This is a genomic window from Streptomyces palmae (assembly GCF_004684805.1).
Classification (GTDB): Bacteria; Actinomycetota; Actinomycetes; order Streptomycetales; family Streptomycetaceae; genus Streptomyces; species Streptomyces palmae.
On the sequence record NZ_SRID01000023.1, the window covers coordinates 24,421 to 38,065 of the forward strand.

General features: G+C 74.0%; 6 protein-coding genes. 4 read left to right on the forward strand and 2 right to left on the reverse strand.

Annotation, left to right across the window (positions count from 1 at the left end):
• The first annotated feature begins 13 nt into the window (after positions 1 to 13).
• From E4099_RS04610 to E4099_RS04625, 4 genes are all read left to right on the forward strand, one after another.
• On the forward strand, positions 14 to 997 hold the full coding sequence (locus E4099_RS04610; RefSeq protein ID WP_135337633.1) for a metal ABC transporter substrate-binding protein: 984 nt from the start codon (positions 14 to 16) through the stop codon (positions 995 to 997).
• 13 nt (positions 998 to 1,010) lie between these two features.
• Entirely contained in the window at positions 1,011 to 1,778 is a 768-nt protein-coding gene (locus E4099_RS04615; RefSeq protein ID WP_135337634.1) for a metal ABC transporter ATP-binding protein, read from the forward strand.
• A complete protein-coding gene (locus E4099_RS04620) occupies positions 1,778 to 2,680 on the forward strand; it encodes a metal ABC transporter permease (protein WP_135337635.1) in 903 nt (300 codons plus the stop codon). Before E4099_RS04615 ends, E4099_RS04620 begins: the two co-directional genes overlap by 1 nt.
• 111 nt (positions 2,681 to 2,791) lie before the next feature.
• Complete coding sequence (locus E4099_RS04625; RefSeq protein WP_135337636.1) at positions 2,792 to 3,211, forward strand: Fur family transcriptional regulator; 420 nt, start codon at positions 2,792 to 2,794, stop codon at positions 3,209 to 3,211.
• 320 nt (positions 3,212 to 3,531) lie between these two features.
• Here the strand turns inward: E4099_RS04625 and E4099_RS04630 are convergent, their stop codons facing one another.
• Positions 3,532 to 4,377 (reverse strand): SAM-dependent methyltransferase, encoded by an 846-nt coding sequence (locus tag E4099_RS04630; RefSeq protein ID WP_135337637.1) that lies wholly within the window; start codon positions 4,375 to 4,377, stop codon positions 3,532 to 3,534.
• Positions 4,378 to 4,541: 164 nt separating this feature from the next.
• The coding region (locus E4099_RS04635; RefSeq protein ID WP_135337638.1) for a type I polyketide synthase at positions 4,542 to 13,645 on the reverse strand (9,104 nt) is incomplete at its 5' end.

Sequence of the window (13,645 nt, forward strand, 5' to 3'; positions counted from 1 at the left end):
GAAAATGACTGTCATGAACGCACGCCCCCTCATACCCATGGCGGCCGTGACCACGGTCGCCGCACTCTCCATGGCAGCCCTCGGTGGCTGCACCAACCACACCAGCGGGCGGACCGAGGACGGGAAGCTCAAGGTGGTGGCGTCGTTCTATCCGATGGAGTTCCTGGCGGAACGTATCGGCGGCAACCACATAGAGCTCTCCACGCTGACCAAGCCGGGCGTGGAGCCGCACGACCTGGAGATCAGCCCCCGGCAGACCGCCCGGCTCAGCGAGGCCGGTCTGGTGGTCTACCTCAAGGGGCTGCAGCCCGCGGTGGACGAGGCGATCGGCCAGGCGGAACCGAAGCAGGTCGCCGACGCCGCCGACTTCACCCGTTTCGAGGAGCACGGCACCGAGGTCCACGGCGACGAGGGCCACTCCGGAGAAGAGGGGGAGGGCGGGGCGCACGAGGGCCACGACCACAGCCACGACGCCGGGTCCGACCCGCACGTGTGGCTGGACCCGGTGCGGTACGCGCAGGTCGCGCGCGGTGTGGGCAAGGCCCTGGAGAAGGCCGACCCGGACCACGCCGGCGCGTATCGGAAGAACACCGCGGCCCTGGTCAAGGAGCTGGACGCGCTGAACACCGAGTTCCGCGAGGGCCTCGCCGACCGCGCCACCAGCACCTTCATCACCACCCACTCGGCCTTCGGCTACCTCGCCGAGCGGTACGGGCTCACCCAGGAGGCGATCTCCGGCGTGGACCCCGAGTCCGAGCCGAGCCCGGCCCGGATGCGGGAGCTGCACGACGCGGCGGAGCGGGACAAGGTCGACACCGTCTTCTTCGAGACGCTGGCCAGCGACCGGACCGCGAAGACCCTGGCCGGAGACCTGCATCTGAAGACCGATGTACTCGACCCGATCGAGGGCATCGGCGACAAGTCCAAGGGCGACGACTACCTCGCCGTCCAGCGGGCGAACCTCAAGGCCCTGCAGCGGGCCCTCGGCGGGAAGTGACGGAGGCGACGCAATGAAGGAGCCGGTGATATCGCTGAGCGGAGGCACCGCCTCGCTCGGTTCCCGACCCGTACTGCGCGGGGTGGACCTCACGGTGCACCGCGGCGAGGTGGTCGCCCTGCTGGGGGCCAACGGATCGGGGAAGTCCACCGCGGTACGCGCCGTGGTGGGGCAGGTCCCGCTGACCGGCGGCACCCTGGAGCTCTTCGGCACCCCGCACCGCCGTTTCCGGCAGTGGGCCCGGATCGGCTACGTACCGCAGCGCACCACCGCGGCCAGCGGGGTGCCCGCCACCGTCCGCGAGGTGGTCTCGGCGGGGCGGCTGGCCCGCAACCGACTGGCTCCGCCGCGCAGGGCCGACCGGGAGGCGGTGCGGCGCGCCCTGGAGCTGGTGGGCCTGGCCGACCGGGCCCAGGACTCGGTCAACGCGCTCTCCGGCGGCCAGCACCAGCGGGTGCTGATCGCCCGCGCGCTGGCCGGCGAGCCGGAACTGCTGATCATGGACGAGCCGATGGCCGGGGTGGACCTGGACAGCCAGCGGATCCTCGCCGACACCCTGCGCGGCCAGGTCGCCCAGGGCGCCACCGTGCTGCTGGTACTGCACGAGCTGGGCCCGCTGGAGCCGCTCATCGACCGCGCCGTGGTGCTGCGGGAGGGCTGCGTGGTCCATGACGGCCCGCCGCCCGAGGCCGTCGGGCAGCACGCGCTGCCGGGCCACGACCATGTGCACCCGCACGGGCCGCACGACGCCGAACCGATCCGGACGGGGCTGCTCACCTGATGGAGATCCTGAACTACGCCTTCATGCAGCGGGCGCTGATCGCCGCCCTGCTGATCGGCATCACCGCGCCCGCGGTCGGCATCTACCTGGTGCAGCGGCGCCAGGCGATCATGGGCGACGGCATCGGGCACGTGGCGCTCACCGGTGTCGCCCTCGGCTTCCTGACCGGCGCCAACCCGGTGTGGACCGCGGTGCTGGTCTCCTCGCTCGGCGCCATCGTGATGGAGCTGATCCGCTGGTACGGCAAGACCCGCGGGGACCTGGCGCTGGCGATGCTCTTCTACGGCGGTATGGCCGGCGGCGTGCTGCTGATCAACCTGTCGCCGACGGGCTCCAACGCCAATCTGACCACCTACCTCTTCGGGTCGATCACCACCGTCTCCGAGCAGGACGTGACCGCGATCAGCCTGTTGGCGGGCTTCGTGGTGCTGGTGACGCTGGGGCTGCGCAGGCAGCTGTTCGCGGTCTGCCAGGACGAGGAGTTCGCCCGGGTGACCGGGCTGCCGGTGCGGCTGCTGAACCTGCTGCTGGCCGTCACCGCCGCGGTCACCGTCACGGTGGCCATGCGGGTGGTCGGCCTGCTGCTGGTCAGCGCGCTGATGGTGATCCCGGTCGCGGCCGCCCAGCAGGCCACCCGCGGCTTCGCCATGACGCTGGCGCTGGCCATCGGCATCGGGGTGACGGTCACCCTGTCCGGCACGGTCTTCTCCTACTACCAGGACGTCCCACCGGGGGCCACCATCGTGCTGCTGGCCATCGGGGTCTTCGCGGTGATCACCGCGCTGGCGGCGCCACTGGCGAGAAAGCGCGCCCGGCGCGGTACCGAAGCCGAGTCGTCGTGCACCCTTGAATCGAACACCGTGCCGGGCGGTCGGAGCGCCGGAGACGACGTCCGGGTCTGAGGCTCCTGTTGCGGTTGTTGCGGAGGAGTCCGTGCGAACGGGATCACCTGGCACAATGGCCGGGCGCAGTGCGCACGGGTGAGACGAGCAGGCGAGCTTGAGGAGGCAGCTGTGGCTACCGCGGGTCCCCCCGTACGCGGCCGGTCCACCAGGCAGCGTGCCGCGGTGTCGGCCGCGCTGGACGAGGTGAACGAGTTCCGCAGCGCCCAGGAGTTGCACGACATGCTCCGGCACCGCGGCGACTCGGTGGGTCTGACCACCGTCTACCGCACCCTCCAGTCCCTCGCCGACGCCGGCGAGGTGGACGTGCTGCGCACCACCGAGGGCGAGGCCGTCTACCGCCGGTGCAGCAGCGACGACCACCATCACCATCTGGTCTGCCGGGTCTGCGGCAAGGCCGTCGAGGTGGAGGGTCCGGCCGTGGAGAAGTGGGCGGAGTCCATCGCCACCGAGCACGGCTTCGTGGACGTGGCCCACACCGTCGAGATCTTCGGCACCTGCGGCGAGTGCGCGGCGGCGGCCAAGGCCTAGAAAGGTCCGGCTGGGTCGTCCGCGGGCTGTCCGTGGCTGATCGCGCGGTTCCTCGCGCCTCCTCGGGGCGCGCCACCGTGCCGAACCTCGACGAGTCCGGGTAGCCGACAGCACAGGATGTGACGGGCCGCGACCGTCCGCGCCTCGGGGGCGTGGCGGCCGCGGCCCGTCACCGTATTCCGGACGGCACCGCACGTTTCCGGACAACCCCTGGGACGCGCGGCGGGCGGGGCAGGTGGCCTACGTGTCCCACCGGCCCCGCCCGCCGCCGTCCCGTCCGTGCCCCCCGCGCCGGGCGCGGCGGGCATCCGGTGGTGCGCTCAGCCCGCGACGCGCTCCGCGGTGACGATGATGTAGCCCAGCTCGGGCATCTCCATGCTCTCGCCCTCGGCCGGCTTGAGCTTGGCGAGCGCCTCGGCACCCACCTTGGCCTCCAGCTCGGCGAAGTTCTTCATGGCCACCTCGGTCAGGCGGCGCACCGACTGCTTGGTGGTGTGCGCGCTGACGTCCAGCACCTCGGTGCAGCGCAGACCGGCCGAGCGGAGCAGCGCCGGGTACTCGTCGAAGCTGGCGGCGGACTGGGTCAGGTACTTCTTGAGGATCTTCTCGATCACCGGGCGGCGCTCCTCGGTGATCGGCTCCCGCTCGAAGTTGTCGGTCAGCGTCAGCCGGCCGCCGGGGCGCAGCACCCGGGCCGCCTCGGCGAAGGCCGCGGCGCGGTCGGGCATCTGCATCACGGACTCCAGCATCCAGACCGCGTCGAAGGAGGCGTCCTCGAAGGGCAGGGCCATGGCGTCGCCGTGCTGGAAGGTGACCTTGCCGCTGATGCCGGCGCTCTCCGCCAGCTCGTTGGCCTTCTCGACCTGCTTGCGGCTGACGTTGACGCCGACCACCTCGGCGCCGGTGGCCTGGGCCAGCCGGACGCCCGGGCCGCCCACACCGCAGCCGATGTCCAGCACCCGGTCGCCGGGGCCGACGCCCAGGCGCTTGATCATCATGTCGGTCAGCCGGTCCGCCGCGTCCGGCAGCGAGGTGGTGTCCTCCTCGCTCTCCCAGTAGCCGACGTGCACGTTCGGCCCGTAGAGCGCGGCGTCGAATACAGCGGCCAGCTGGTCGTAGAAAGCACCGACCTGCGCGGTTACCGCAGCTGCCTCAGGCGTCGTCATTTTTTGCTCCTGGTACTGAAAAAAGGGATATCTCTTGCGAATGACTCTTACGACGGCTCTTACGGAATACCCCCGCCAAGGACCCGCGTGCGGGAAAAGGCATTTCGGGTGATCGCGAGCCTAGCAGCATGCCCCGACAACGGGGCATGCTGCTGCCGGAATTTCTAATTCCGTTCTTCCAGCCAACGGTGCACCACTTCCGCGGCCTCCTTGGCGTGGTCCTCCAGCATGGTGAAGTGGTCGCCTGGCACCTTCATGGTGAGCTGCCCGGCCCCCCATACCGATTCCTCCGCGACCTGGGCGGATCCGCTGCCACCAGGCGTCTCCGCGGCCGGGGCCGGGAAGGAGTCCTGTGCCTCGACGGACAGCAGCGGGGCCGCCACCGGACGGGGATGCCAGTCGGCGAACATGCGCATATACGCGCCCATCGCGGTCAACCGGACCTCGTCCACCGCCCCGAACATCTTCTCCCGCTCAAACATCTTCCCGGTGAGATTCGACTGGATCCAGGACAGTTCCTCACCGCGCGGCGCATAGGTGTCCATCAATACGACACCGGCCGGTGACATTCCGCGCTCCTCCAGCCAATGCGCCACGGCATGCGCGATCCAGCCGCCCGAAGAGCGGCCCACGAGGGCGAACGGATTGTCCCCCGCACACCGCAGCACCGCCTGCGCCTGCATTTCCACGATGGCTTCCACATTCGCCGGGAGGAATTCCCCCCTGACGAATCCGGGCTCGGGAAGCACCGCCACGTCCCGGCGCCCGCGGAAGCTGGCCGCGAAACGGGCGTACTCACGCGGTCCGGAGATGGCGACCAGTGAGGGGAAGCAGATCAGCTGCGGTCCGGTACTGCCCTTGGAGAGCCGGACCAGCTTGGGCGCCGGGTCGAGTTCCTCGGGCGTGTGGAAGGCGGGCCGCAGCCGGGAGGCGGCCATCAGCAGCTGGGTACCGGCGATGTACTGGCCGTCCGCGCACGCCTGCCGGAACAGCTGCTCGATGGTGGAACCGGCCTCCCTGGCAGGTCCCGTGGGTCCCGCGGGCGCGGCGGCCGGGGCGGCCCCCGCGGGCCGGTCCGCCGCCTGCCCGCCGCCGGCGGCCAGCTGGTCGCGCAGATGCTCGGCCAGGGCCTCCGGCGTGGACTGGTCGAAGACCGCGGTCGGCGACAGGTTCAGCCCGGTGGCCAGGTTGAGCCGGTTGCGGATCTCCACCGCGGTGAGCGAGTTGAGGCCGAGCTCCAGGAAGGAGCGGCCGTCCTCCACCGCCTCCGGCGAGGCGTGCCCGAGCACCGCCGCCACCTCGGTACGGACCAGCTCCCGCAGCACCGCGCCCGCCTCGGCCGCGCCGAGGCCGGCCAGCCGCTGGGCCAGCGGCACCTCGGGCGCCACCGGCCCGGCGGCCTCCGCCGCCCGGCGTACCGGCATCCGCACCAGCCCGCTCAGCAGCGGCGGCACCGCCCCGGACGCGGCCTGCACCCGCAGCGCCGCGAGGTCCAGCCGTACCGGCACCAGCACCGGCTGGTCCACCGCGACCGCGGTGTCCAGCAGGGCCAGCCCCTCCGCCGAGGAGAAGGCGGCCACCCCGGCCCGGTTCATCCGCCGCACATCGCTGTCCTCCATCTGCCCGGTCATCCCGCTGCGCTCGGCCCACAGGCCCCAGGCGAGCGAGGTGGCGGGCAGCCCGCCGGCCCGGCGGTGCTGGGCCAGGGCGTCCAGATACGCGTTGGCGGCGGCGTAGTTGGCCTGCCCGGCCGCCCCGAAGACGCCCGCGGCCGAGGAGAACAGCACGAAGGCCGTCAGCTCCAGGTGGGCGGTCAGCTCGTGCAGATGGATCGCGGCGTCCACCTTGGGCCGCAGCACCGTGTCGAGGCGCTCGGGGGTCAGCGAGCCGACCACGCCGTCGTCCAGCACGCCCGCGGCGTGCACCACCGCGGTCAGCGGATGGGCGGCCGGGATGTCGGCCAGTACCTTGCCGAGCGCCTCCCGGTCGGCCGCGTCGCAGGCCGCCAGGGTCACCGTGGCGCCCAGCGCGGTCAGCTCCCGCTCCAGCTCGGTGGCGCCCGCGCCGGCCCGGCCGCTGCGGCTGGTCAGCAGCAGATGCCGGACGCCGTGCTCGGCCACCAGGTGCCGGGCCACCAGCCCGCCCAGCACCCCGGTGGCGCCGGTGATCAGTACGGTGCCCTCCGGCCGCCAGGCCGCCCCGAGCGGGGCCGTGGCCGCGGCCTTGTCCGTAGCCGTGGACGCGTTCTGGTCTGCCGGTTCGAGGCCCTCGGGGCTCTCGGTGACCGGGACCCGGGCGAGCCGCGGCACATGGACGGTGCCCTCGCGCACCGCCAGCTGCGGCTCCCCCGAACCGAGCGCGGCCGGCAGCCCGGCCGTGCCCGGCACCTCGAGGTCGTCCAGGTCGAGCAGGAGGAAGCGGTCCGGGTGCTCGGACTGCGCCGAACGCACCAGGCCCCACACCGCCGCGCAGGACGGGTCGGCCGGAGCCCCGGCCCCGGTGACCGCGACCGCGCCGCGGGTCACCAGCACCAGCCGGGCGTTCCGGAGGCCCTCTCGGTCGGCGGAGTCCAGCCAGGACCGCACCAGGCCCAGCGCACGGTGTGCCAGCCGGTGCACCGCCTCGACCGCGGCGTCCGAACCACCGGTCGCCACGGGTTCCAGCGCCGCGAACACCAGCTCCGGGGCCGGGGTGCCGGCGTCCACCGCCCGGCCGAGGGCGGCCAGGTCGGCGTGGGGTTCGAGCACCGCGCCGGTGGCGCGCAGCGCCGCCGCCAGGACCGCGCCGGGCGTGCCGGCCTCCGCGCCGTCCAGGACCGCCCAGCGCGGGGCGGCGCCCGGGGTCCGGTCGCCGGCCGGCAGCTCGGTCCACTCCACCCGGAACAGCGACTCGTGGTAGGCGGCTCGGGCGTTCAGCTGCTGCCGGGAGACCGCCCGTACCGCGAGCGAGTCCACCGAGGCGACCGGGCGGCCCGACTCGTCGGCCGCCAGCACGGACACCGTGTCCGGCCCGGCCGAGGCCATCCGCACCCGCAGCACCGAGGCGCCCGCCGCGTGCAGGCTGACGCCGCCCCAGGCGAAGGGGAGCCGGATCCGCCCGGCCGGCCGCGCGCCACCGTCCTGGGGGTCGGCCGCCGGCCGCAGGAAGCCGCCGAGGCCCATGGCGTGCAGGGCGCCGTCCAGCAGCGCCGGATGCACCCCGAACCGGCCCGCCTCGGCCCGCTGCTCCTCAGGCAGCGCGACCTCCGCGAACACCTCGCCGTCCCGCCGCCAGGCGGCGCGCAGCCCCTGGAACACCGGCCCGTAACCCAGCCCGGTGGCGGCGAAGCGCTCGTACAGGGTGCTGACGTCCAGCGGTTCGGCGTCCCGCGGCGGCCACACCGCCAGCGCCCCGGCGTCCGCCTCGGCGCCGCGTGCGGTGAGCCGTCCGGTGGCGTGCCGGACCCAGGGCAGCTCGGTGGCCTGCCCGTCCCCGGCCCGGTCCGCCGACTCCTCGATGCGGGAGTACACGCTCACCGGGCGGTGCCCGGCCTCGCCGGGTCCGCCGACCACCACCTGGAGCTGGACCGCTCCGCGCTCCGGCAGCACCAGCGGCGCTTCCAGGGTCAGTTCCTCCACCCGGTCGCAGCCCACCGCGTCGCCGGCCCGCACCGCGAGTTCCACGAAGGCGGTGCCCGGCAGCAGCACGGTGTCGGCCACCGCGTGGTCGGCCAGCCAGGGGTGGCTGTGCAGCGACAGCCTGCCGGTGAGCAGGAAGCCCTCCGAGTCGGGCAGCGGCACCGCGGCGCCCAGCAGCGGGTGTCCGGCGGCTGCCAGACCGGCCGCGGACACGTCGCCGGGCTCGCCGCCCGAGGACGCCAGCCAGTAGCGCTCCCGCTGGAAGGCGTAGGTGGGCAGTTCCACCCGCCGGGCGCCGGTGCCCGCGAACGCCGCCGCCCAGTCGACCCGGGCCCCGGCCGCGTACGCCTCCGCCAGCGAGCCCAGGATCCGCTCCCGGCCCCCCTCGTCCCGGCGCAGCGAGCCGACGGCGACCGCCCGGGACCCGGTGTCCGCCATGGTCTCGGTGAGCCCCACGGTCAGCACCGGATGCGGGCTGGCCTCGATGAACAGTCCGTACCCCTGGTCGAGGAGGCCCCGGACGGTGTCGTCGAAGCGGACGGTCTGACGGAGGTTGCGGTACCAGTACTCGGCGTCCAGCGCGGCCGTGTCGATCGGCTCGGCGGTCACCGTGGAATGGAACGGGATCCCCGCGGTACGGGGGCTGATCCCGGCGAGGGCGGACACCACCTCGGTACGGATCCGCTCCACCTGCGCCGAGTGCGAGGCGTAGTCCACCGGGATGCGGCGTGCCCGGATCTCCGCCTTCTCGCACTCCGCCAGCAGCTCCTCCAGGGCCGCCACTTCGCCCGAGACCACCACGGAGGAGGCGCCGTTGACCGCGGCCACCGACAACCGCTCTCCCCACCGCTCCAGCCGCTTGGCCAGCTCTTCCCGGGGCAGCGAGACCGAGACCATGCCGCCCAGCCCGGACAGGGCCGGCAGGGCCTTGGACCGCAGCGCGACCACCTTGGCCGCGTCCTGCAAGGACAAGGCCCCGGCGACCACCGCCGCCGCGATCTCACCCTGCGAGTGCCCGACCACCGCCGCAGGCTCGACGCCGTACGAGCGCCAGACCTCCGCGAGCGAGACCATCACCGCCCACAGCGCGGGCTGCACCACGTCCACCCGCTCCAGGGACGCGGCGCCTTCCGCGCCGCGCAGCACGTCCACCAGCGACCAGTCGACATGGGGTGCCAGGGCCGCCGCGCACTCCGCCACCCGCTCGGCGAACACCGGTGAGGAGTCCAGCAGTTCGGCTCCCATGCCCACCCACTGCGAACCCTGGCCGGGGAAGACGAAGACAGCTCGCTCCTCCGCCCGGACCGGGGTCGCGCCCTGGACCAGCTCGGGGGCGGTACGTCCCTGGGCCAGGGCGGTCAGACCGGCCTGGAACCCGGCGCGGTCGGCGGCGATGACCACCGCACGGCGCTCGAAGGCGGCGCGGGTGGCGGCCAGCGAGTGCCCGATGTCGGCGGCCGACGCCTCCGGGTTCTCGGTGGCGTAGGCGAGCAGCCGCCCGGCCTGGGCGCGCAGCGCCGCCTCCGTCTTGGCCGACACCGGCCAGGGCAGGGCGAGGGCGGGCAGCGCCGACTCCTCCGTGTCGACGCGCCGGGGTTCTTCCGCCGGCCCCTGCTCCAGGATGATGTGCGCGTTGGTGCCGCTGAGGCCGAAGGAGGACACCCCCGCCCGGCGGGGCCGCCCGGTGCGAGGCCAGGGGGTGGCCTCGGAGAGCAGCGCCACGGACCCGGCCGACCAGTCCACATGCGGGGTGGGCTGGTCCGTGTGGAGCGTCTTGGGCAGCAGCCCGTGCCGCATGGCCAGCACCATCTTGATGATGCCCGCCCCACCCGCGGCGGCCTGGGTGTGGCCGATGTTGGACTTGATCGAGCCCAGCCACAGCGGCTGGTCCTCGGGGCGCTCCTGGCCGTAGGTGGCCAGCAGCGCCTGGGCCTCGATCGGGTCGCCCAGGGTCGTACCCGTGCCGTGCGCCTCCACCGCGTCCACCTCGGCGGCCGACACCCCGGCCGACGCCAGCGCCTGCCGGATCACCCGCTGCTGCGAGGGACCGTTCGGCGCGGTCAGGCCATTGCTGGCGCCGTCCTGGTTGACCGCGGTGCCGCGCACCACCGCCAGGATCGGATGGCCGTTGCGCCGGGCGTCGGACAGCCTCTCCAGCAGCAGCATCGCGGCGCCCTCGCCCCAGCCGGTGCCGTCGGCCGCCGCCGCGAACGGCTTGCACCGGCCGTCGGCGGCCAGTCCGCGCTGCCGGCTGAACTCCACGAAGGTGGCCGGGCTGGACATCACGGTGACACCGCCGGCCAGCGCCAGCGAGCACTCCCCCTGGCGCAGCGCCTGGGCCGCCAGGTGGAGGGCCACCAGAGAAGACGAACAGGCGGTGTCGACGGTGACCGCCGGGCCCTCCAGACCGAAGGTGTAGGAGACCCGACCGGAGGCGATGCTTCCGGAACCGCCGGTGGCCAGATAGCCCTCGGTGCCCTCCGGGACGGAGCGCAGCTGGGTGGCGTAGTCGTGGTACATCACCCCGGCGAACACCCCGGTCCGGCTGCCGCGCAGGGTGGCCGGGTCGATGCCCGCCCGCTCGAACGCCTCCCAGGAGGTCTCCAGCAGCAGCCGCTGCTGCGGGTCCATGGCCAGCGCCTCACGCGGCGAGATCCCGAAGAAGCCCGGGTCGAACTCGCTCGCCCCGTGCAGGAATCCGCCCTCCCGCACATAGCTCTTGCCGACGGCGTCCGGGTCCGGGTCGTAGAGCGCGGCCTCGTCCCAGCCGCGGTCGGTGGGGAAGCCCGAGATGGCGTCCTCGCCCGCCGCGACCAGCCGCCACAGCTCCTCGGGCGAGCGGACCCCGCCGGGGAAGTGGCAGCTCATGGCCACGATGACCACCGGGTCCTCGGACGCGCCCGGGCCGACCGCGGAGGGCGCGGCGGTGGCCGCCGGTTCGACGGCCGTCCGGTCCGCGAACAGCGCCTGGTGGAGGTGGTGGGCGAGAGCGGCGGGGGTGGGGTAGTCGAAGACCAGGGTGGCGGTCAGGTGCAGGCCGGTGGCCGAGTTGACCCGGTTCCTCAGCTCCACCGCGGTCAGCGAGTCGAAGCCGAAGTCCTTGAACGCCCGCTCCGCCTCGACCGATTCGGCCGTGGCGTGCCCGAGGACCGCGGCCACCTGGGTACGTACCAGGGCGAGCAGCGCCCGCTCCCGGTCCGCCTCGGGCATCCCGGCCAGCCGCTCCCGGAGGTCTCCGTCCTCGCCGGTGGCGTGCTGGGCCGCCGTACGCAGGGTGGTGACGCGCACCAGCCGGCGCAGCAGGTGCGGCACCTGCTGTCCGGCGGACCGGGCCGCGCCGCGCAGGGCCGCGGTGTCCAACCGTACGGGCACCAGCACGGCCTCGTCCGCGGCGCACCCGGCGTCGAACAGGGCCAGCCCCTCGGCCGCGCCGAGTCCGCGCACCCCGGCCCGGCTCATCCGGCGCATGTCCCCGGCGGCCAGGCCGTCGGTCATGGCACTGCGCTCGTCCCACAGCCCCCAGGCCAGCGAGGTGGCGGGCAGACCCTGGGCCCGGCGGTGGGCGGCCAGGGCGTCCAGGAAGGCGTTGGCTGCCGCGTAGTTGCCCTGCCCGGCGCCGCCGAAGATGCCGGCGGCCGAGGAGAACAGCACGAACGCCGACAGGTCGAGCCCGGCGGTGAGTTCGTGCAGATGCGTGGCCGCGTCCACCTTGGGCCGCAGCACGGTGTCCAGCCGCTCCGGGGTGAGCGACTCGATCACCCCGTCGTCCAGCACCCCGGCGGCGTGCACCACGCCCGTCAGCGGACGCTCGGCCGGGATCCCGGCCAGCACCGCGGCCAGCGCCTCCCGATCGGCGGCGTCACAGGCGGCCCACTCCACCTCGGCACCCAGATCGGCCAGTTCTTCGGAGAGCCCCACCGCACCGGGGGCGTCCGCACCCCGACGACTCAGCAGCAGCAACCGCCGCACACCGTGCTCGACCACCAGATGCCGGGCCACCAAGCCACCCAGCGCACCCGCCGCCCCCGTGACCAGCACGGTCCCGGAACCACCCCAGATGGGCGCGGTGCCGGACGACATCTCCGCGTCGGGCGTACGGGCCCGGGTCAGCCGTGGCACCAGCACCCGCCCGTCGCGCACCGCCAACTGCGGCTCCCCGGACGCCAGTGCCGGCAGCACCGCTTCGGCCGACCCGGGCTGCCCGTCGAGGTCCAGCAGCAGGAACCTCCCGGGGTGCTCGGCCTGCGCCGAGCGCACCAGCCCCCAGGAGGTGGCAGCCGTGAAGTCGGGTACGTCCGCACCCTGTTCCGCGGCCACCGCGCCCCGGCTGACGATCACCAGCCGGGCGGGGGCGCCTCCGGGCAGGGAGACCTCCTCGGCCAGCCAGCCCCGCACCAGCTCCAGAGCCCGCCGCACCCCTGCCCGTACCTCGGCGACCGTCATGCCGTCGGCCGACTCCTGGGCCGCGGTGACCGGGGCGAAGACCAGCTCGGGGACCGGCACCTCGCCCGCCTCGATCGCGCGGCGCAGCTCCGCCAGGCTCGGGTACGAGGAGGCTCGCGCGCCCGCCGAGGCGTACGCCGCCAGTACCTCCGCGCATCCGGGGCCCTCCCCGAGCACGGCCACCGACTCCGCGGAACCGCCGGGCGTCGTCGCACCGTCCGGCCCGGGGATGGACGCCGGCTCGTCGGAGGGCATGGGCGTCCACTCCAGCCGGTACAGGGCATCCGCCGGATCCGGGCGGGCGGCGTCGATCTGGTCCACGGTGACCGGCCGGGTGGCCAGCGACTCCACCACGGCCACCGGAGCACCGGTCGGATCGGCCACCGCCAGCGACAGCCCCTCCCCGTCGGCTCCGGTACGGGTCAGCGACACCCGCAGCGCGGTCGCCCCGGTCGCGTGGAGGGACACCCCGGCCCAGGAGAACGGCAGCCGGATCTCCGGCCGCGCCTCAGCCTCGCCGTCATCGCCCCGCGAGGCCGTACCCGCGGCGCCCACGGCGTGCAGGGCGGCGTCCAGCAGCGCCGGATGCACACCAAAGCCACCGGCGTTCACGGCCTCGTCGAGGGCGACCTCGGCGAACACCTCCTCGCCGCGCCGCCAGACCGCCCGCAGCCCCTGGAACACCGGTCCGTACGCCAATCCCGCCTCGGCGGCCTGCGAGTAGAACCCGTCGAACGCCACCGGCTCGGCACCCCGCGGCGGCCACTCCGCCATCGCGGCGCCAGGAGCGGGCCCGGTGTCCGCTGCCGCCACCATGCCGGTCGCATGCCGCACCCAGGCCGCCTGCTCATCGTCCAGCCGGGAGTACACGCTCACCGGCCGCCGCCCGGCGGGGTCGGCGTCGCCTACCGAAACCCGGAGCTGGACGCCCTCGCGCTCGGGCAGCACCAACGGCGCCTCCAGCACCAACTCCACCAAACGGCCGCAACCAACCCGCTCCCCCGCGGACAACGCCAACTCCACGAACGCCGTCCCTGGCAACACCACCGCACCCATCACCACGTGATCCGCCAACCACGCATGCGAACCCAACGACAACCGCCCCGTCAACAACCAACCATCCGAATCCGGCAACGCCACCGCCGCACCCAACAACGGATGCCCCACCGCCCCCAAACCCGCACCCACCACATCACCCACACCAACCC